Here is an 18,967-nt window from a genome sequence, read left to right as displayed (position 1 = left end):
CGGATGGCTTCCAGGTATTCCTGACGGGAACGTAGCACCATATACGGCCTCCTTTCGGTTACCTGTAATATGATGCAACGTTTCCTTTTTGCCACTCCTTCGGTTACATTTAATTTGAGTCAAGTCGTCCCGGAATTACTCCCTTGACAGGCGGCGACTCTCAGGTAAATTTAAAAGAATGCCCTGGTCCGTGGGGCGCTGTTCGCCCTCTCCGTGGGGGAAGCCCGAATAACCCATCCGGCAGGGGCCGGCCAACCATAAGGACGCGCTTGATGTTTCCCCGATCCCACTCCACAATCCGTTACCAGTTGACGCGCCTGGTGGCTACCTGCGTCGTGCCGGTCTGGCTGGCCGCCGCTTTTCTGGTGTTTTACGCCTACTCGGCAAAGCGCGACCACCTGAACAGCACCATGCTGGAAACCGCGCGGGCCATGACCATGGGTGTCGACCGTGAATTGGCCAGCGTCGAGGCCGCCCTCCGGGGGCTGGCCACGTCCCCGGCCTTTAGCGCCGGAGATTTCGCGGCCATCCATCGCCAGGCCCGGGAGTTGGCGGCCGCCTATCCCGGCGCCGACATCATCGTGGCCGACGCCACCGGGCAGCAGTTGGTCAATTCCTACCGCCCCTACGGCACCCCCTTGCCCAGGCGCCAGAACTCCGAAACCGTGGCCCGTATCTTTCAATCCGGGAAGCCGCTGGTGAGCGATCTGTTCTACGGCGCCGTCACCAGGCGGCCGCTCATCGGGATCGACGTCCCGGTGTTCCGCGGCGGCAGGGTCGTCTACGATCTGGCCATGACCCTTCCCCCGGACCGCCTGGCGTCGATCCTGACGGCCCTGAAGCTCCCCCCGGAGTGGTACGGCTCGATCCTGGACAGCAAGCGGGTGGTGGCCGCCAGGACGCAGAACCCGGAGCGGGGCGTCGGAGCCCACGTGACCCCGGCCCTGAACCGGGCCATGGCAAGGGCCCTGGCAAGGGCTATGGAGGGCACCGCGGAGATCGTCAATCTGGAGGGCAGGCCGGTATTCGCCACCTTCTGCCGCTCGGCCATGTCCAACTGGACCGTGGCGATAGCGGTGCCCAAAGCGGCCGTCATGACGGAACTCTACCTCTGGACCGCCTGGGCGGTGGGGGGCGCGACCCTTATCTCGCTCATGGGCATGATCTTCGGCCTGGGCATGGCCCGGAGAATCGCCCAAAACATCCAGGCCCTGGTGAACCCCGCCCTGGCCATCGGCCGCGGCGAACTCGTGCCCGCCATCGGCGGCCTTTCCGTCAAGGAGACCGGGGACGTGGCCGCAGCCCTGGTGCAGGCCTCGGAACTGCTCCAGCGCCGGGCGCGGGAGCGGGACGAGGCGGAGCAACTCCTGTCCCGGACCATGGAATTGCTGCAACAGGAAACGGCGGGGCGCCTGCGGGCCACGGAGGAACTCCTGGAGAAGGAGCGGATGTTCATCCAGCAGAGCCGCCAGGCGGCCATGGGGGAGATGATCGGCAATATCGCCCACCAGTGGCGCCAGCCGCTCAACACGCTCGGGCTCACGATCCAGCAGTTGCAACTGTCCTACGACCTGGGAGAATTCTCGCGGGAACTGTTGAACCATAATGTCAAACGTTCCATGGAGCTGATCCAGCACATGTCCCGGACCATCGACGATTTCAGGGACTACTTCAGGCCGGAGAAGGAAAAGGCGCCGTTCAACGTGCGCGAGGCGATCGACACCACCCTGTCGCTCCTGGAGGGGAGCCTGCTCTACCCCCACATCGCCATCGATGTCGTCGCAAAGGACGACGCCGTCATCTACGGCTATTGGAACGAGTTTGCCCAGGTGTTCCTCAATATCCTGACCAACGCCCGGGACGTCATGATGGAACGGGAGATCGCCAACCCCAGGGTCACGATCACCATCTGCAACGCAAACGGCGTCACGGCGGTCACCATCGCCGACAACGGGGGCGGCGTGCCCGAGGAGATCATGGCACGGATCTTCGATCCCTACTTCACCACCAAGGGGCCGCACCAGGGGACCGGGGTGGGCCTGTTCATGTCCCGGTCCATCATCGAGAAGAATATGGGGGGGGAACTGACCGTGCGCAACACCGGTAGCGGCGCGGAGTTCAGGATCGAGGTCCCTGGCGGGGCCCCTGCCTGAGCCGCCCGGCGTTGACGGAAAAGGCTCGGGGATGGTAGGATGCGGCCAGTGCATCCCCCATCACACCAACGTAAGGAGCAGAGATGAAACGACTGATCAGTGCAGCGATTGCCACCATGCTTGCGGTTCCGGCCTTTGCCGGGGCCAACGACGCCATCGACAGGGCCGCCCGGGAGAAGGGCGCCGTGAAGACCGCCTCGGGCATGGTCTACCGCTCCCTCAGGGAAGGCAAGGGCGCGTCGCCCCAGGCCTCCAGCACCGTGGAGGTCAACTACCGCGGCACCCTGACCAACGGCAAGGAGTTCGACAGTTCCTACAAGCGCAACCAGTCCATCAGCTTCCCCCTCACCGGGGTCATCCCCTGCTGGACCGAAGGGGTGCAGAAGATGAAGGTGGGGGGCAAGGCCAAGCTGGTGTGCCCACCCGAACTGGCCTACGGCTCCCGCGGGGCCGGCAGCGCCGTCCCCCCCAACGCCACCCTGATCTTCGAGGTGGAACTGCTCAACATCAGGTAGGTCGTTTTACAGAGGTCCCATAAGTCCCATCGGTCCCATAGGCCCAGGACTTATGGGACCGATGGGACTTATAACCGGCTTCTTTTTTCCTCTCCTCAGAGATAAATTCCCCCCGAGACCTCCACCCGCTGGCCGTTGATCCAGCGGCAATCGTCGGACACGAGCGCCGCCACCGCGCCGCCGATGTCGTCCGGCAGGCCGACCCGCCCCAGGGCGGTCTGGGAGGCGATCATCCGGTTGGCGTCGGCGTTGTCCCGCACCATGCCGCCGCCGAAATCGGTTTCGATGGCGCCGGGGGCGACCGTGTTCACGGAGATCCCGCGCGGCCCCAGCTCCTGGGCCTGGTAGCGGGTCAGCACCTCGACGGCGCCCTTCATGGCGGCGTAGGCGGCAAAGCCGGGGAGCGCGAACCGGGCCAGCCCCGACGAGACGTTCACGATCCGGCCGCCGTCCTTGATGAGCGGCAGGAGCCGCTGGGTCAGGAAGAAGGCCCCCTTGAAATGGATGTTCATCAACAGGTCGAACTGCTCCTCGGTCGTCTCCGCAAAGGGGGCGTTGATGCCGATGCCGGCGTTGTTGACCAGGAAGTCGAAGTCGCCGCGCCCCCACGTTTCCGCCAGGGCCGCCCCGACCCGCTCCCCAAAGCCGGGGAAGCTCTTGTGGTCCGCCACATCCAGGGGCAGGGCCACGGCCTTGCGGCCGGCTCCCTCTATCCGGGCGACGACCTCTGCGGCCTCCGTTTTCTTGCTGTTGTAGGTGATGATGACGTCATGCCCCTTGGCGGCCAGGTGCAGGGAGATGCTCTTGCCCAGGCCGCGGCTGGCGCCGGTTATCAGTGCGATGCTCATGGTTGGTTCCTTTCTGCTGGTAGAGGTTGCAGGTTTCATGGGGCGTAGAGGACGTATGCGCCCTTTTTTGTTGTGCCGCTCTCTTTATTGTTACCGGCCCGGGGCCTCGGGATACCCCACGGACTGGACCAGGGTGATCTTCTGCCGGCCGGTGAGCTTCAGGGCGGCCCCCAGTGCCGTTCGGTCCACCGAGGCCCGCACCACCGTGGCCAACCCTTCCGAGGCGCAGAAGAGGTAGACGTTCTGGCTGATGAACCCGGTGTCGGCGCCCGAATAGAACGCCTGCTCCTCCGGGGCGGTCACCCCGGCCATCTTGCCGCTGTCCGCCACATACACCAGGTTGAGCGGTACCGCGGCCGTGTAGGCCTGGGTCCCGGCCAGCTTGCGGAAATCCCCCCTGGCCACCATACGCAGGCTATTGGCCTTGGCGTCGTAGCGATAGGCTCCCTCGGGGATCACGGCGTACACCTCCACCTCCTGCCAGTTTCTGGCCGAGGGGGCGGTGCGTTTCCCGGAGCCGGGGCGGTTGATGCCGGCCGCAGCCCACAGCAGGTCGGACAGGAGTTGGGGCGGCAGTTTCTTCCCGGCAAAGGTGCGGGTCGACTGGCGGGCCCTCAGCGCCTGCAGGAGCGGCTTGCCCCCCTCCATGCGCGGCGTGGGCAGGGAAATGTCCCCCGTATCCAGCGCTCCGGCCGTGGACGCAACCGCCAGCATCATCATGACAACCAGAGACATGATCTTCATCCTATGGCCACCTCCTGTTTTTTTCTGCCGCGTGTTTTATTATACTACACTCTGTCGGCATTCCCTATGCCCGTGAGTTTATTTTGCCGAAGGTCATGTCCTCCGTCATGCCGTCGATGGCCGTTAGGAATAAAAAAACGGATCAAAGCACACCATTAGGTGAGCCCTGATCCGTTTTTCCGTCATGGCAACGGCAAACTACCCGGGAGAGTCGCCGGCCTAGTAGCCCAAGGTGTTCAATACGGTCCTGCAGGCATCCACCTTGGCCTCGAGCTGTTGTACTTCATCCTTCGTGTAGGGTACAGGCTTTTTCCCCAACTCCTTTTGCAACATCGCAATACGCTCGTAGACGTTGTCGTTCTTGATGGCGTCATCGCACCCTTTGGTGTTCAACAGGGCGAGGTCCTTGCCCTCGCCGCTTCTGGTATCGTCCGCTGCCGCTGCCGCCATGGGGAGTGCCAGGGCCGCCGCGACGCACAGCATAATGATCCTATTCATATTCGTTCTCCTTATCCTTGATGGGTTGTTGTGTTTACCCTTTCTTGGTCAAGGTTGCCACAATCGTGCCAATAATTATTATTAGTTATATCGGATGGTTGCTGCTTAATGGCGAGCCATGATGGCAATATGTTGTTAAGATGTTTGTCGTATATTGCGAATATTACTGAAATAGCAATATATTGCGATATTGGGTGCCGGGGGATTCGCGGCGTACCGGAAGGGGAAGCGGAGGGTCAACAGGGACGAGCTTTTTCGGGAGGTGGCGAGCAGGTCAGGCGGCGGCCGCTCGGAGAGAGGATGACACAGGTTCCATGCGGCCTCTTGGTCATATGATCCCAGGACGTATGGGACCCCTGGGAGTTATGAGAATCCCGCCCCTCAGGGGGGGGCGAGGTGCGGTTCCTCCCCCTGCGCGCCGCGCTTTTCGAGCACGGCGGTGAACCAGAAGGTCGAACCCTGCCCCTCGACACTCTCGACACCCATGGTTCCGCCCATCATCTCCGCAAACTGCCGGGAGAGGGCCAGCCCCAGCCCGGTGCCGCCGTATCTGCGGGTGGTGGAACTGTCCACCTGGGTGAAGGGCTCAAAGATCAGGTTCAGCTTGTCGGCCGGTATGCCGATGCCGCTGTCGCGCACCAGGAAGCGCAGGGTGACGCTGTGCCGGTCTTCCGTATCCTTGGAGATGTGCAGGGAGACGGAGCCGTGGTGCGTGAACTTGATGGCGTTGCCCACCAGGTTGGTGATGATCTGGCGCAGGCGGCCCGGGTCCCCCTTCAGCGACAACGGGACATCCGGGGCGATCTCCGCGTCGAGTTTCAGCCCCTTGGCGCGCGCTTCCACGGCAAGCAGGTCCATGGTCCCGGCCACGGTCGCCCGGAGGTCGAACTCCTCGGTTTTCAGTTCGATCTTGCGGGCCTCGATCTTGGAGAGATCGAGCACGTCGTTGACCATGGTGAGGAGGCAGAGGCCCGATTCCCTGACCACCTCGGCATACTCCCGCTGTTCCGGGTCGAGCTTCGTATCCAGCAGCATGCCGGTGACGCCGATGATGCCGTTCATGGGGGTGCGGATCTCGTGGCTCATGTTGGCGAGGAACTGCCCCTTTGCCAGGCTGGCGGCCTCGGCCGCCTTCTTTGCCTGCCGCAGGAACTCCTCCGTCTGTTTGCGCTCGGTGACGTCCCGGATTCGCATGATGGTCCTGACGACACCCGCCGAGTCGCTGAAACGGCTCAGGGAAACGTCGCCGGGGAAGCGGCTCCCGTCCCTTCTGGTGAAGTTCAACTCGCCGTTGAACTGCCCGGTGTGGGCCTTGACCGCGAGGGCCTCCCTGTTGGGCCCGTCCCCGGGGTCCATGATGGCGTCCCTGCCGACGGTCAGGAATTCCTCCCGGGTCATGCCGAAAAGGTCGCACGCCGCCGGGTTCGCGGAGATGACGGCCCCATCGGGCATGGTCACCACCAGGGCGTCCCGGCTCTGCTCGAACAGGAGCCGGTGCCGCTCTTCGCTCTCGGCCAGGGCCAGGCTGGCTTTGCGCAGGGCTTGCAGGGGATAGGTGCGCAGCAGGTAGAACACCACCAGGGCAAAGAGCGTGGAACCGGCGGCCAGGAAGGCGGTGGCGCACCAGAGGGAGACCAGGGAACGGGAGGTGGTGAGGCGGGCCACGACCGTTCCGGCGTCGTAGATGTCATGGACGCCGGAGAGGCGCGGCTGCGGCACGGTTATGGCGTTCCGGGCGATGACCTCGCCCCTGGTGTCGGTGATGACCCGCTCTTCGTCCATGCCATGGTCCAGGCGGCGGTCGAGCATCTCCGAGAGCCGGAGATCCTCGAAGCGCCACATGGTCGGGTTCTTTTTCACGATGTCCGTCACGGCGCTGGCGTTCAGCTCGTTTTGGGCATCGATGGTGCCGCGCAGGTACTGGTATGAAATGGCGAAATAGGCGACCGGCACCAGCAGCGCGATGAGGAGCGAGACGGCCGCGGCCGTCACAAGGGAGATGTGCCGTATGGAGAGGTCGATCCTATTCATACGTCGCTGGTCGGGCCGTGACCAGAACGCCGGCCTTCTTGGCAATGGCCCGCCCCTGGGGGGAATGGACGAAATTCAGGAATCTCCGCACGGCGGGCGGTGGGGCGGGGCGGGTGACGAAGTTGATCTCCTTGGCGAGGGGGTAGGCGCCGCTGGCCACCGCCCGGGGTGACGGTTTGACCCCGTTCAGGGAGAGGGTGACGAGGGGGAGCCGATTCACCAGGACGCTGGTCAGCCCGGTCACCCCCAGGGCTCCGGGGGTTTTTACGACGGTCTGGTACGCATCCGCGTCGGTGACCGCGACGATCATCCCCGGCCGTGCCAGTGCCGCGCTCATGGCGCTCTCCATGCCGGGGGAAAGGGTGCGCATGATCCGGGTGTCGATGTCCTCGCGGGGGCGGAGCACCAGCCGGATGGCTTCGCCGTTGCGCCACCTGTAGGTCTTGCCGGCATAGATCTGTTCCAACTCCCTGGTGGTGATGGTGGCAACGGGGCACCCCTTCTCGGCGACGATGGCCAGGGGGGTCCTGCCGTAGGGCGTTGCCCGCGCCCCTTTCGCCGTTTCCTCCGGCTTGAGCGGCCTGGCGCTCACCGCCAGGTCCAGGGAACCGGCCAGGAGCGCCTTGATGGCGCCGGAACTCCCCAGCGGGGGGGCCATCTCGATGCGGACATCGTGGTCGATCTTCCCGTACGCCTGGACGAGCGGCTTCATCATGTCGAGGCAACTGCCGGAGCCGTTGACGCGTATGGTCTCGGCGGCCAGGCAGGTGTGTGCCACGGCACCGGAGGCCACGAAAAAACAGACACACGAAATGAGTGCTTTGATCCACTGCATAGGCCGAACCCCCCGGCTCGCAGGTTACGGACGGCTGCTGCGCCGATCCCCGCGCGGCTCCTTGAGCGTAGATAACGGCAGTGGAAAATTTTCATTAAGTATATCACGACACGGTATCGCCTGCAATGGGGTGATAGCCGCCCGGTCCCTGCCGGCCGACCTTTGACAAACTGCGGGCACATGGTACACTGCATACAGGTGGCCTTGAATGGCAATGTGATAAATATTCAATAATAACGATATGCTAGTGTCTTTGTTGGCAGGGGGGGACGTTTGTTCGAAGGGCTTTTCTGCGGACCGGTCCCGCGGATGGCGCCCCCGGCACCGGCAGACCCGTTGTAACGCGAGGAGGCGGCGTATGAAACGATTCGACAAAATAATGATGGCAACCGATTTTTCCGACAACTCCGATTACGCATTCGACTACGCCCTCGCCCTGGCCAGGCAGTTCAACGCAGAGTTGACCATCGTGCATGTGATCAACGAGCCTGCCGACCTGCGCGGGATTTATGTCCCCCAGGTGACCTACGAGGAGCTTGAAAAAGAGATCAGCCAGGGCGCGAAGGAGATGATGGCGAAATTTTGCAGCAGCAAACTGGCGGATTACGGCAATTACACGACCGCTATCGTCAGCGGCATCCCGTTTCAGGAAATCATTGCCAAGGCGAGCGAGATCGGCGCATCGCTGATCGTCATCGGGACCCACGGCCGCACCGGCCTTGAGCACCTCGTCTTCGGCAGCACGGCCGAGCGCGTTGTCCGGGCGGCGAAATGTCCGGTACTCAGCGTCAGGCTTCCGGTACAGTAGCCCGCGTGCTCCGGCACGCCCTTCAAGACCCTGGGCGCCATCGCTTTTGCAGCCGCCGGAGGAGAGGCAGTCTTGCCACGGCCCCGGCCGCCCCATCGTCAGGGGAGGCCGGGGCTGTTTTTGCCGTTGCCGCGGGCTGTACCTGTGCCGCCTAGGGGACCGTAACGATCCTGGTGAAGAGATAGTCGTTGTCCGCCACCGGCGTATGGCAGCCGAAGCACTCCTTGACGAACCCGGCGTCCTTGCCGTAGGGCTTCAATTCATTCCCCAGAAATCGGGCATAACCCCACCCCCCGGTCTCCTTGTACTTCACGGCATCCTTCACCATGAACTCCACCTGGGCGAACGCCCCCGGCACGGTGGCCACCGGGAAGGAGGGATGTTTCTCCGCCTTCCAGGCCACCTTGGCCAGCACGCTGCCGTCCGGGAGCGGCTTCGTGCCGGCGCGCAGCGCCGCGACGGCGATCTCGTTGCCGGTGACGATGCGGATGTGCCCCTTGTCCTCCCGGTAGGAGGGGGCGACGACCTTCCAATTCATGTAACCGGAATACAGGGCAATGCCGTTGGGAGCCACCGGCCTGTCCATGGCACTACCGGAGCCTGCAACCGCGAGCAGAGCTATACAAGCCACAACGATTCTCAGCATACTCTCCCCCTTTGGGCGGAGGCGCGCGCGGCACCCCTGCCGGTATTGGAACACCTGTGCCAAGCATAGCAGGGAATCGGTTGTTGGCAATGGGGGGACGAGGGTTGGGGGGCACTCACCCCCGCCGGTCACCAGGCCAGCTTGAGGGCCACGCGGCCGAAGGGCGCGCCGTCCAGGTTCATATCGGCCCGGTTGCTGTCGTAGAAGACGAACTTTCTGGCAAATGCGTAGCCCCCGGCGATGCCGAGCTTGGCAAAGGAGCAGACGCGGATATCGGCCCCGGCCACTGCCCGGTAATCCTGGTAGCTGACGTCACCGGCCCCCAGGGCGGCATCGTGCAGTTGGTATTCGCCCCCGGAAAACTCGGCTCCCGCGTACAGCTCGGTGCCCTTGTCCGGCCGGTAGATGACGCCGGTGCGGGGAAAGCCGAGGGCGAAGGTCCATTGCTCCACCGGCGTGTACACGAGGCCCAGCACGGGGAGGACCGGATAGGAGCGGTTCATTCCGGTGTAGGCGATTCCCCCCAGGAGGAACAGGCTCCGGGAAACCTGAAAGCCGGCGTGGGCCGCCACCGGCACCCGGATATCACTCCCGGTGAAAGCCTTGAAGTCGCTGGCGACCGATGGGGAGATCCGGAGGCCCAGGGTGAGCGCCTCGTTGACATGGTACTCCGCCCCCAGGTTCAGGGCGAGCACGTGCAGCGCGTCGGGCAGGCGGGCGCTGTCCGGGGCGTCGATCTCCCGGAGCGAGTAGTTCACGCCGGCAGAGAGGCCGAGTTGGGGAGTGGCGACGAAGCGCCGGGTAACGTCGGCCTTTACTTCGCCCATGGTGACATCGCCGCCGGTGCTGCGGACTCTGCTGGCGGGGAGCCAGGCCGTATCGACGTTGACCTCCATGGAGGGGAGCGGCCGCCCCAGGGGGAGGGCAAGGGCCTCCTTGCCCGCCTTGTTCACCGTGTCGGTTTCCTGGGCCAGGGCGCAGGACGATGCGACAACCGCTATCATGCCGCAGATGATGGAAAACGTAACCTTCATGTTCATGGTATCGGTCTCTCTTTCAAAAAATCAGGTAGGGGCCAAGCCCACGGGACAACATGCCTCACGGGCGGCGCCGCTGTCGCTCATGCCGGCTGCGTCCCTGTAATGGCCCCGATAATAGAGGGCAACGCGTGGCCCGTCAAGCCGGTTAACCGCAATCTCCACCGATCGCCCCTTGGCTGCGTGCCGTCCCTGCACAGTGGAAACGAAAGAGGCACCCGGATTGCCTCCGGGTGCCTCTTCACATGCCGTTTTGCCCGAGAAACGCCGAATCCGCTCCGGCTTCCCCGCTTATCGTTACCGCGGCTGGTATCGCTGCCGCACCCACAGCGCCCCTCTGCCCATCACGCGCACGTCTTTTCCAGTTCGCCGAGGATGTCGAGCAGGACGGTGGAGTTGTCCACCATCTCCTGGCACAGCTCGGCCGCCTTGCCGCGGTCGCCGGCGTTGTGCGCCATGACGGCGGCACGGCCCAGTTCGTGGACCCTGGCATGGGGTTGGACAATGCTCTTGAAGGTCGGGAGATGACCGCAATGCTCGTTGCCCGTGGTGTCGTACCATGTGCCGAAGGCGCAGCCGTGGTGGTCCGGCAGGGTGGAGGGGTCGGTTTTTGCCGCACCGTCCAGGTGTGCCCGGATCTTGCCCACAAAGATCATGTGGGCGCTCTTGGCCTTGTTGATGATGAGGGAATTGCTTTCTTCGATCTTGAAGGCGCCGATGGCGTCCATCAGGGCTGCTGAAAGGCTGGTGAGCTTGTTGGCTTCGGCGGTGATGTCCCGCGATTCGTTGGAGGTCGCGTGGGCGATCTCGGTGACATTCATGATATTGTGGGACACCTCGGTGGTGGTTGCGGTCTGCTCTTCGGCGGCCGTGGCGATCTGATTGACCTGTTGGGTTACCACATCGATGCGCTGGAGGATGTGCTGCAACGCCTCTCCCGATTGGGCCGCGCCCTCGCTGCCCCGCTCCACCTCGGCCACTCCCTCTTCCATGGCCGCCACCGCTGACTTGGTCTCTTCCTGGATGGACTTGATCATCTCGCCGATCTCGCGGGTCGCCCGGGTGGTCCGTTCGGCCAGAGCCCTGACCTCGTCGGCGACCACGGCAAAGCCGCGCCCCTGTTCCCCGGCCCGGGCGGCCTCGATGGCCGCGTTCAGCGCCAGCAGGTTCGTCTGGTCGGCGATGTCCTCGATGGTGCCGATGATCTCGCCGATCTGGTTGGAGCGGCGTCCCAACTCCTCGACGATCTGTGCCGAGCCTTTGACCCGTTCGGCGATCCGCGCCATTCCCGTTACCGTCCCGTCCACCACATCGGCCCCCGAGACCGCCACTTCGCTGGCGCCTTGGCCTTCCCGCGCCGCATCGTTGCAGTTGCGGGCGATGTCGGACGACGTCGCCGCCATCTCCTCGCTGGCGGTGGCGATGGTTGTGGACTGGCTGGCGAGGGTCTCTGAGTTCCGCGCCAGGCCGTCGGCCAACTTATGGACGCGGTTGGCGGCGACCGAGACCTGGATGCTACTCACCGAGACCTTGCCGATCGTATCGGCCAGTTTCTGGGTCATATCGTCCACTTCGCGCGCCAGTACGCCCATTTCGTCGTGGGAGTCGAGGCCCGAACGGGCCTTCAGGTCCCCGGAGGCGACGGTGGAAAGCACCTGGATAACCCTGGCCAGCGGCCGGGTGATGGAGCGGAAGATCGTGAAGCCGAACAGGAGCGCAATGGCGATGCACAGGAGGCTCATGGCGGCCATGCCCCCCTCGATCTTCCTGGCGCGCTCCGTGTCAGTCTTGGTCATCTCCCGTGCCGCCTTCACCTCGGTCTCGACAATCTTGGCAATCGCAGCGGCCGGTTTTTCATAGAGCGGCGCTGTCGATGTTACGGCAAAGTCAACGACCGCCTCATGCCCCTTGCCGCCGTTGGCCGCCGACTCAATGGCCTGTTTCGCCAGCTTTTCCCCCTGGAGCAGGTACGCCTCGAAGCCGTCGCCGAACTGCTTCAGCAGATCCTTCTCCTGGTCCGACATCTTGGTTGCGCCGAGTTTTTTGATCCCCTCGCGGATAGCGCCCACCTGTTTGAGCATATCGGCCCGTTTGTCTTCCAACTGATGGGTATCGGTAAGGGACAGCATGTAGACCAGATCCAGGCGGATGGTAAGAAAATTTTTCACCAGGCTGTCCGCGACAGCAACCTGGTTGAGCCCCTCATTGGCTTCCACAATGCCGCCGGACGTATCGCGGATGCCGTAAAGGCCCAGACCCGCAACCACGGCCACCGCCACACACGTCACAATGGTTAAAAATACCAGCTTTGTTTTTACCTTCAGGTCCGACCACTTCATGCTTTTCCTCCCCCGGCTTCGTGTCGCATTTCTCTTCGGTCATGCCGTAAATAAAAAATAGGCATGTTTAATTTGAAAAATATAATAAGTACATTAATCTATATGAATTGTCAAACAACTTGGAGACAGGCGAAAGCGGCATGGAGGGAGGGACGCGGTCGATGGTGCAGAAGCCGTACGGTTATCGCGCAAATTTTGGTACATCGTGGGGGACGGGTGAGGGGGCAACATCGCGCAAAGGGCAGGGAAACCGCCGTTGCCGTTATCGCCCGCGTGCCATATGCCGCGTCGGCACGTACGCTCGTGTAACAGTGCCAAAACTTCCGGGCGGGGCGCGCCTCACCCCTGGCTGTCCCGCAACTCCTTGATCACCTCGATGATCTCGCCCCGGTCCAGGATGCCCTTCTTCTCCAGGACCGTTATCAGGGCCAGCATCTCGTAGCTGTGGGAGACCACGAGCTCCTCCAGGGAGAGCGTCCGTTCGTTGTCAGGCTTGTCGTCCGTCATGGTGGCTCCTTTGCGCCGGTCGTTTCTGCTTGAATGAATACTTCTTGTCTTCCGTCATGACATGGTCGATGAGCCACTTCCACAGGTGCAGCACGATCTCCTTGGATACCAGCACCTCGTTTGCCACGTGGGCATGGTGGTACTTGTCTATCCTGGCGGCAAACGCCCGGTGCTGGACGATGTGCTGCTCAAGGCCGCCGTAGTCCAGGTCCTTCATATGCTGCTCTTCCGCATGGAAGTGATACGCGCTGTAGGATAGCAACTCCTCGATGACCGCACCCAGGGGGGAGGCTTCATTCTTCTTCAGACAGGTGTCGTAGAGCCTGTTGAATATGCCGAACAGGTCCTTGTGATGATTGTCCAGCTCTTCATCGGCTACGGAATACGTGCTGTTCCAGGTGAAATGCTCCATGTACTTCTACTCCCGTTATGTTTCCAGCCGGTCGGCTGCTCTGGCGGCGTTACCGTTTTCCCCGATGTTTTTACCCAAAAAAATCGCCCATTGCGTAAACAATGGGCGATTGTGCTATGGCCGGGCCATCTTTGTCAACGGATTACCTGACCGGCCTTCGGGACCGGCCGACCCTTGGCGTGTGCAGGGGCCGTGTCAGTTGAAGAAATACCGTACCCCGAAGGTCATGGAGAAGCTGTCGGGATCAAACTCGCCGACCTTGCCGCCCCCGGCCTTGATGTCGGCATTCGGGGCGATGACCCCCTTGAGCTCGGACGTCAGGGCCAGTTGGCGCATGACGAAATAATCCACCCCCGCCTTGACGTGTATCCCTGCCACGGTGTCCACATCCAGGCCGTTGTTGGCCCCGTTGATCAGGATGTCCACCCCGGCGCCGACATAGGGAACCAATTTTTTAACCGGGAGGTTGAGATAGCGGTACTGTGCTCCCAGAGAGATATTGGTGGTATCGAAATCCGTGTTCGTGTCCGTACCGAAACCGGTATGGGTGATCTGGAATTCTGCCGCGAAATTATCGAGGATACCGAAGATAAGGCCGCCGCCGCCGATGAAGCCCGTATCCGTATGCCCCCTCCCGACCACAATGCCGGTGCTGACCGCATCGTTGTCCGCCGGCACCAGAAAGCCTATTTCCCCGGTGATGCCGAGTCTGCCCTTGATGCTCTCCGCACTATTCGTGTCCGCCGCCATGGCATTGACAGTAACCAGGCTGCAAACCAACACCAGACATGCCGCAATCGTTTTTGTTTTCATACGCTTCCTCCCCTATCGTGTGTATCGAACGAGTGCATCTCACTCAACAATACCGCAAAGTGCCCACATAGCAAATGAAGGGGCTCCTGGGGCGGCCTATTTGAACTTGGAGAAGGCAGGGGGGGGGGGGCGCGTGTGCGGGATAAAAAATCAGGCGATGGCGCGGGGAGGGGGAAAACCGTCAGGGGAAGACGTCAAGTTTGACGCAACTGCCATATATGGCGGCCCCCTCGGGGCGGCAGGTTATACGCCCGCCCGTATTTTTACCCTCCATCCGAACAGGGCAGCGGAAAGGGAAGGCCCCCAATATCCCCTGCGGCGTTTTCATATGGTGGTACAATTAACACCACCTGTCCTGAAGTTTTTCGGCAAACGGTTGCAATGCAATTCCTGGACGATAATGACAGGACGTAGATTGACATCATAAAGGAGAAACGCCATGCCGAAGGTTGTTCGCTTTTACGAAACAGGGGATGCCGGGGTGCTCAAGCTCGAAGATGCGCCTCTTGTGGAGCCGGGCGCGGGAGAGGTCCGCCTGAAGGTTGCGGCCATCGGCCTGAACCGCGCCGAAGTCATGTTCCGCCAGGGACAGTACCTGGAGACGCCCAAGCTCCCCTCGCGGATCGGCTATGAGGCGGCGGGGATCGTGGACGCCGTGGGGCCGGGCGTCAGCGGTATCAAGGTCGGGGACCGGGTAAGCACCATACCCTCCTTCTCCGTCGGCGACTACGGGGTCTACGGGGAAAGCGCCATCGTGCCGGCCTATGCGGCCGTCCCGTATCCGGGGGTCCTGACGCCGGTGGAGGGTGCGGCGATCTGGATGCAGTATCTCACCGCTTTCGGGGCGCTCGTGGAATTCGGCCGCTTGCAGAAAGGCGACAGCGTCGTGATCACCGCGGCGAGCAGCAGCGTGGGGTTGGCCGCGATCCAGGTCGCAAAGTATGTCGGGGCGACCGCCATCGCCGCCACGCGCGGCGCCGGGAAGAAGGATTTTCTTTTGGGGGCGGGGGCGGATCACGTCATCGTGACCGACGAAGAGGATCTGGTGGCGCGGGTGATGGCGATTACCGCCGGGAAAGGCGCAACCATGGTCTTTGATCCCGTGGCGGGGCCTCTGCTGGAAAAACTTGCCGACGCCGCCGCTCAGGGGGCGACGATCTTCGAATACGGGGCATTGTCGCCGGCGCCGACGCCCTTTCCCCTGTTCGCAGCCCTGGGCAAGGGGTTGTCGGTGCGGGGGTACACCCTGTTCGAGATCGTGAGGGAGCCGGAGATGCTGGCCCGCGGCAAGCAGTTCGTCTCCAGCGGGCTCGAATCCGGCGCGCTGAAACCGGTCATCGACCGCACGTTCCCGCTGGAAAGCATTGTGGAGGCTCACCGGTACATGGAATCCAACCTGCAACAGGGCAAGATCGTGGTGACGGTGTGACGCGAGCGGGAGGGGGCGGGGCTTCCGGGATGCCACGCATGCCTTGGCAGCCTGGGGGCCTGCCCGCCCCGTTTGTATTTCGGTGCTATGAATAACCCCGGCATTATTCCGAGGCATCAAAACAATAACCTACAGATGATTTACCGTGTCGCAATCCCCGGCTCTGCAACCGCCGCCTGCGCCGCGTGAAACGCCTCGCCGATCTTCCCTTCCAGGTTCAGCAGCACATTGCAGATCACCAGCCGGTCCAGATTGGAATCCAGGGTCAAAAGCGCTGTGGTGATGTGCAAAAGCGAGATCGCCGCGCCGTGGCCCGGATCGGCCAGGCCGAGATTGCTGGGGCCGGAGAGGGACAGTTCCGATGTCTGGGGGAGCAGGCCGGCTTTGGACAGGAGCCCCCTGGGGCTGTCGGGCGCGCTCTGGCCGGCCGTTTTGTAATAGGGGCGCAGGTGGTCCGGGCCCACATTTGCCTCCAAATCGGCAAAGGTCGGGTCCTCCGTGCCCAACGCCGTGGCGGCCCAGCCGTACTCGTTTTCATAGCTCGTGCCGTATTTGGCGATCAGGGTGAGGTAATTGTCCTTGAGGGCGGCGTACTCCCCCTCGTCCAGTTTCGGGCACCCCACCTCCCCGCAGTGGGCCTGATACCGTTGGGCCGCCTGGTACTCCTCGATATCGCCATGGTACAGATACCGCTCGGCAACGTCGTTGCCGTGGCTGCGCACCAACGCGGCGATGACCGCCATTTCGCGCAGGGAGCGCCACCGGGCGTGGGCGCCGTCGGCATAGCCGTTTTTCAGCAGGCAGATGATCTCCGCGCAGGTCCGGCACCCCTTGGCGTGGAGCCGTGTGAGGACATCGAAGGCAAGGTCGCCCTCCTTGGCGGCTTTTGGCCAATAGTATTCGTTGAAGTTGTTTCCCGATTCCAGGGCGATGTCATAGAACATCTCCAGCAGGTCGACGGCCGTGCCCCAGGTATGGTCCAGGTCGGCGCTGAACTGTTTGAGTTCCTTCCGGGCGTGTTTCTGATACTGTTTGAAGTTCTTCTTCAAGGTGTCAAGGATGATATCCGCGACTTCCACCGCTATCTCGGGCAGGGAATGGGACAGGTTTCCGGCGATCTCCTCGAAAGCGTCGGCCAAGTCCTTTTTGTGGTCGATTTCGATGCGGACGCCGCTGCTCTCAAATTCCGTCAAATCCTCGGGTAGTTCCAGGGCCTCGCTTTCGTCGAACTTGAAGGTGCCGATATCTGCTTTGCTGGATATGACCTGTTCCAGTTCCTTGATCTGCTTGTTGCTGAGAACGAACCCCTGATCCCGGAATTTCTTCAAAAGGATATGAACGATAACCCGTTCCTCGGAAAGGGTCTTTGCCAGGGTCGTTTCAAAGAGTTCTTGCAGTGTGTTCATTGGGGTTGCCTTTTGGTTGGGTGGGGGTTGTGGGTAAGCCACTCCCCATACCCTTCTACTCCCCGAAAACACACATTTCAATCGCAAAATCAATATGTTAAAAATATTAACACTCCTGCGAAAGTGTGAAAAAAATTACCACAAAGCGCCCATCCATCATAACCCACTGTTTATACACAAAAAAATACGCCCGGAACTCGCCCGGACGCCTCTGGTTGTGTCATTATGATACGCCCCCGAAGGGCCGCGTGATTCCTTTCATGCTACGCAGCGACAACCTCTTGCAACAGTTCCGGGTGCCGATCCAGAAGGCGCATGAGCTTGATGACCGCCGGCAGCGGTTTTGCTTCGCCCCGCTCGTACCGGGAGAAGGCGTTATGGCCGCCGCCGGTGATCTGCGCCGCCTGTTTCTGGGTCAGCTTGAGCCGCTTGCGGATGCGGGCCAGTTCAGCCGCCTCTTCCTTATCAACCGTTGCGATGAACTGGTCGATCAAAGGTTCCGTAGCCGTAGCCTCCGCGCCGGTCATGACACCCTCGCCGCAGCGGTTGCACCATGCGCCGACCTGCTCGAACTCCAGAACGCGCCCCCGGTACTCGAAGGCGGTCTTTTTCCTGCCGTGTTTCAAGGTGCCCTCAAGGCATTCGGGGCAGGTTTTCCCGTTGTATTCCTTACTCATCGTCCCGCTCCTTGAAGGATATGATGAAATAGTCATCAAGTCTCTGAAATTTGATATAGAGGGCGATACCCTGCCACTCGGAGAAATAGACATCCTGCCAGACCTTGTGGTCGCCATAAACGGTCATGGACTTATGGAAGTTCTTCAGGGAGAGCGCCTGCATGACCTGCCACGCCTGCTGCAACGACATCCTGGCCTTCTTGATGCCGTTACGAGCCGAGGTCGTCAGCACCATCGTCTCGACAGCATCCATCTGCCGCTTGATGACGGCCAGGTCGTAATGAGGCCGCTTCTTTTCCATATTCTATAATGACCCTTTCAGGGTAATTTGGCAACTGTATTTTGGTTCTCATCTCTCCAGCAAACTACCAATCCCGGCTGCCCTCCGGGGATAACGCACAAGGGCCGGGCCCGTATCCCAAATGGGACATGGAGGCCCGGCCCCTGGTTAGCAGCACATCAGCCGTCAGAAACTGTAGCGGAAGCCCCCGGAGAAGCTGCTGTTCAGGTAGGAGAGGCTTACCCCGTCCTTTGAGAAATCGGACCCGGCGCCCTGGAACTTGTACGAAAAATCGAGCGCTATATGCTGGTCCACCGCGATTGTCGTCCCGACGGCGACCTGGTAACCGAACACCGTGTCGTCATACTTGGTCCCCTGGACCTGCAGTTCGCCATCCAGCACGCCAAGCCCTGCGCCGACATAGGGCGTGAAGATCGTGCCTGTTTTGATGTCATAGTAGCCGTTCACCAGGTAGCTCATGACTTTGACATTCGTATCGTCCACCGAGAGGCTGCCGCCGGGTCCCGAGAAGTGGTCCACGTCGGCCTTCCGGTAGCCGAATTCAAATTCCAGCCTCACCGGGTCGAAATTATAGCCCGCATTGGCGCCAAAGCCATACCCGGAATTGTAGTCGGTCGTTGCCGTGCCGCTGGTGCCCGACACCTTCAGGTCGGCATCATGAAAGATGCTCACGCCGCCCGAGACCCCGAGGTAAGGCCCGGCCGCACAAGCCGACCCGGTCGTTGCCGCCAGAAACAATCCCACCACCAATGCCTTGATTCTCATGCCAGAAACCTCCTTGGATTAAATACGCCCTCCTGTTCCTCGGCGGAACAGGGGGCGAACAACGCATGACATAACAGAGCGGAGCTTCCCTGCGGAAATGGAACAGATCGCATCCGATCGATAGATCACTTTTACGCCACGGTCATGCATATTTCAATCACAATTTCAATATGTTAAAAAAATTAACACTATCCCTGGAGTGT

The 18,967-nt window shown here is 61.8% G+C and carries 19 protein-coding genes; 4 read left to right on the top strand and 15 right to left on the bottom strand.

Annotation, left to right across the window (positions count from 1 at the left end):
* Nucleotides 1-272 precede the first annotated feature (272 nt).
* Both ET418_RS05055 and ET418_RS05050 read left to right on the top strand, forming a co-directional pair.
* On the top strand, nt 273-2,153 hold the full coding sequence (locus tag ET418_RS05055; protein ID WP_218043367.1) for a sensor histidine kinase: 1,881 nt from the start codon (nt 273-275) through the stop codon (nt 2,151-2,153).
* Nucleotides 2,154-2,236: 83 nt separating this feature from the next.
* On the top strand, nt 2,237-2,668 hold the full coding sequence (locus ET418_RS05050; protein WP_149306477.1) for an FKBP-type peptidyl-prolyl cis-trans isomerase: 432 nt from the start codon (nt 2,237-2,239) through the stop codon (nt 2,666-2,668).
* A 95-nt stretch (nt 2,669-2,763) separates the two neighbouring features.
* On the opposite strand, the gene ET418_RS05045 is transcribed toward ET418_RS05050, so the two are convergent.
* The 5 genes from ET418_RS05045 to ET418_RS05025 all read right to left on the bottom strand — a co-directional run bounded on the left by ET418_RS05045 (nt 2,764) and on the right by ET418_RS05025 (nt 7,624).
* Nucleotides 2,764-3,516, bottom strand: a complete 753-nt coding sequence (locus tag ET418_RS05045) for an SDR family NAD(P)-dependent oxidoreductase (protein ID WP_149306476.1) — start codon at nt 3,514-3,516, stop codon at nt 2,764-2,766.
* Nucleotides 3,517-3,606: 90 nt separating this feature from the next.
* Nucleotides 3,607-4,260, bottom strand: coding sequence for a SagB/ThcOx family dehydrogenase (locus tag ET418_RS05040; protein ID WP_218043366.1), 654 nt, complete (start codon nt 4,258-4,260; stop codon nt 3,607-3,609).
* 219 nt (nt 4,261-4,479) lie between these two features.
* Complete coding sequence (locus ET418_RS05035; RefSeq protein ID WP_149306475.1) at nt 4,480-4,758, bottom strand: hypothetical protein; 279 nt, start codon at nt 4,756-4,758, stop codon at nt 4,480-4,482.
* A gap of 381 nt (nt 4,759-5,139) precedes the next feature.
* The gene (locus ET418_RS05030; protein ID WP_149306474.1) at nt 5,140-6,789 is read right to left on the bottom strand and encodes a hybrid sensor histidine kinase/response regulator; all 1,650 of its coding nucleotides are present in this window, start codon (nt 6,787-6,789) and stop codon (nt 5,140-5,142) included.
* Nucleotides 6,782-7,624: a substrate-binding domain-containing protein gene (locus tag ET418_RS05025; protein WP_149306473.1), complete on the bottom strand. Its 843-nt coding sequence runs from the start codon at nt 7,622-7,624 to the stop codon at nt 6,782-6,784. The genes ET418_RS05030 and ET418_RS05025 overlap by 8 nt, the downstream gene beginning before the upstream one ends.
* Nucleotides 7,625-7,982: 358 nt before the next feature.
* Between ET418_RS05025 and ET418_RS05020 the strand changes: the two genes are divergently transcribed.
* Nucleotides 7,983-8,432, top strand: coding sequence for a universal stress protein (locus ET418_RS05020; protein ID WP_149306472.1), 450 nt, complete (start codon nt 7,983-7,985; stop codon nt 8,430-8,432).
* Nucleotides 8,433-8,583: 151 nt separating this feature from the next.
* On the opposite strand, the gene ET418_RS05015 is transcribed toward ET418_RS05020, so the two are convergent.
* The 6 genes from ET418_RS05015 to ET418_RS04995 all read right to left on the bottom strand — a co-directional run bounded on the left by ET418_RS05015 (nt 8,584) and on the right by ET418_RS04995 (nt 14,186).
* The gene (locus ET418_RS05015; protein ID WP_149306471.1) at nt 8,584-9,078 is read right to left on the bottom strand and encodes a cytochrome P460 family protein; all 495 of its coding nucleotides are present in this window, start codon (nt 9,076-9,078) and stop codon (nt 8,584-8,586) included.
* Between the two features lie 128 nt (nt 9,079-9,206).
* Complete coding sequence (locus ET418_RS05010) at nt 9,207-10,118, bottom strand: hypothetical protein (protein ID WP_149306470.1); 912 nt, start codon at nt 10,116-10,118, stop codon at nt 9,207-9,209.
* Nucleotides 10,119-10,459: 341 nt separating this feature from the next.
* Entirely contained in the window at nt 10,460-12,454 is a 1,995-nt protein-coding gene (locus ET418_RS18530) for a methyl-accepting chemotaxis protein (protein WP_188055304.1), read from the bottom strand.
* Between the two features lie 339 nt (nt 12,455-12,793).
* Nucleotides 12,794-12,961 carry a hypothetical protein gene (locus ET418_RS18090; RefSeq protein ID WP_188055301.1) on the bottom strand — a complete coding sequence of 56 codons (168 nt, stop codon included), beginning with the start codon at nt 12,959-12,961 and terminating at the stop codon, nt 12,794-12,796.
* The gene (locus tag ET418_RS05000; protein ID WP_149306469.1) at nt 12,942-13,373 is read right to left on the bottom strand and encodes a bacteriohemerythrin; all 432 of its coding nucleotides are present in this window, start codon (nt 13,371-13,373) and stop codon (nt 12,942-12,944) included. The genes ET418_RS18090 and ET418_RS05000 overlap by 20 nt, the downstream gene beginning before the upstream one ends.
* Before the next feature lie 195 nt (nt 13,374-13,568).
* Entirely contained in the window at nt 13,569-14,186 is a 618-nt protein-coding gene (locus tag ET418_RS04995; RefSeq protein ID WP_246152941.1) for an outer membrane beta-barrel protein, read from the bottom strand.
* A gap of 439 nt (nt 14,187-14,625) precedes the next feature.
* Here ET418_RS04995 and ET418_RS04990 point away from each other — a divergent pair, with 439 nt between their 5' ends.
* Nucleotides 14,626-15,615 (top strand): zinc-dependent alcohol dehydrogenase family protein, encoded by a 990-nt coding sequence (locus ET418_RS04990; RefSeq protein WP_149306468.1) that lies wholly within the window; start codon nt 14,626-14,628, stop codon nt 15,613-15,615.
* 140 nt (nt 15,616-15,755) lie between these two features.
* Here the strand turns inward: ET418_RS04990 and ET418_RS04985 are convergent, their stop codons facing one another.
* From ET418_RS04985 to ET418_RS04970, 4 genes are all read right to left on the bottom strand, one after another.
* Entirely contained in the window at nt 15,756-17,021 is a 1,266-nt protein-coding gene (locus tag ET418_RS04985) for a DUF5677 domain-containing protein (protein ID WP_149306467.1), read from the bottom strand.
* A 263-nt stretch (nt 17,022-17,284) separates the two neighbouring features.
* Nucleotides 17,285-17,698, bottom strand: a complete 414-nt coding sequence (locus ET418_RS04980) for a type II toxin-antitoxin system MqsA family antitoxin (protein WP_188055298.1) — start codon at nt 17,696-17,698, stop codon at nt 17,285-17,287.
* A complete protein-coding gene (locus ET418_RS04975; protein WP_149306465.1) occupies nt 17,691-17,999 on the bottom strand; it encodes a type II toxin-antitoxin system MqsR family toxin in 309 nt (102 codons plus the stop codon). The genes ET418_RS04980 and ET418_RS04975 overlap by 8 nt, the downstream gene beginning before the upstream one ends.
* 165 nt (nt 18,000-18,164) lie before the next feature.
* Nucleotides 18,165-18,764: an outer membrane protein gene (locus ET418_RS04970; RefSeq protein ID WP_149306464.1), complete on the bottom strand. Its 600-nt coding sequence runs from the start codon at nt 18,762-18,764 to the stop codon at nt 18,165-18,167.
* Nucleotides 18,765-18,967: the final 203 nt, after the last annotated feature.

This window comes from Oryzomonas rubra (genome assembly GCF_008369015.1).
Lineage (GTDB): Bacteria > Desulfobacterota > Desulfuromonadia > Geobacterales > Pseudopelobacteraceae > Oryzomonas > Oryzomonas japonica.
Note: the sequence above shows the minus strand (reverse complement) of the source record. Positions and strands in the feature narration are given on the sequence as shown.

Coding starts and splice junctions, on each gene's coding strand:
- ET418_RS05055 (WP_218043367.1), top strand. CDS start 273: ATGTTTCCCCGATCCCACTCCACAATCCGTTACCAGTTGACGCGCCTG.
- ET418_RS05050 (WP_149306477.1), top strand. CDS start 2,237: ATGAAACGACTGATCAGTGCAGCGATTGCCACCATGCTTGCGGTTCCG.
- ET418_RS05045 (WP_149306476.1), bottom strand. CDS start 3,516: ATGAGCATCGCACTGATAACCGGCGCCAGCCGCGGCCTGGGCAAGAGC.
- ET418_RS05040 (WP_218043366.1), bottom strand. CDS start 4,260: ATGAAGATCATGTCTCTGGTTGTCATGATGATGCTGGCGGTTGCGTCC.
- ET418_RS05035 (WP_149306475.1), bottom strand. CDS start 4,758: ATGAATAGGATCATTATGCTGTGCGTCGCGGCGGCCCTGGCACTCCCC.
- ET418_RS05030 (WP_149306474.1), bottom strand. CDS start 6,789: ATGAATAGGATCGACCTCTCCATACGGCACATCTCCCTTGTGACGGCC.
- ET418_RS05025 (WP_149306473.1), bottom strand. CDS start 7,624: ATGCAGTGGATCAAAGCACTCATTTCGTGTGTCTGTTTTTTCGTGGCC.
- ET418_RS05020 (WP_149306472.1), top strand. CDS start 7,983: ATGAAACGATTCGACAAAATAATGATGGCAACCGATTTTTCCGACAAC.
- ET418_RS05015 (WP_149306471.1), bottom strand. CDS start 9,078: ATGCTGAGAATCGTTGTGGCTTGTATAGCTCTGCTCGCGGTTGCAGGC.
- ET418_RS05010 (WP_149306470.1), bottom strand. CDS start 10,118: ATGAACATGAAGGTTACGTTTTCCATCATCTGCGGCATGATAGCGGTT.
- ET418_RS18530 (WP_188055304.1), bottom strand. CDS start 12,454: ATGAAGTGGTCGGACCTGAAGGTAAAAACAAAGCTGGTATTTTTAACC.
- ET418_RS18090 (WP_188055301.1), bottom strand. CDS start 12,961: ATGACGGACGACAAGCCTGACAACGAACGGACGCTCTCCCTGGAGGAG.
- ET418_RS05000 (WP_149306469.1), bottom strand. CDS start 13,373: ATGGAGCATTTCACCTGGAACAGCACGTATTCCGTAGCCGATGAAGAG.
- ET418_RS04995 (WP_246152941.1), bottom strand. CDS start 14,186: ATGAAAACAAAAACGATTGCGGCATGTCTGGTGTTGGTTTGCAGCCTG.
- ET418_RS04990 (WP_149306468.1), top strand. CDS start 14,626: ATGCCGAAGGTTGTTCGCTTTTACGAAACAGGGGATGCCGGGGTGCTC.
- ET418_RS04985 (WP_149306467.1), bottom strand. CDS start 17,021: ATGAACACACTGCAAGAACTCTTTGAAACGACCCTGGCAAAGACCCTT.
- ET418_RS04980 (WP_188055298.1), bottom strand. CDS start 17,698: ATGAGTAAGGAATACAACGGGAAAACCTGCCCCGAATGCCTTGAGGGC.
- ET418_RS04975 (WP_149306465.1), bottom strand. CDS start 17,999: ATGGAAAAGAAGCGGCCTCATTACGACCTGGCCGTCATCAAGCGGCAG.
- ET418_RS04970 (WP_149306464.1), bottom strand. CDS start 18,764: ATGAGAATCAAGGCATTGGTGGTGGGATTGTTTCTGGCGGCAACGACC.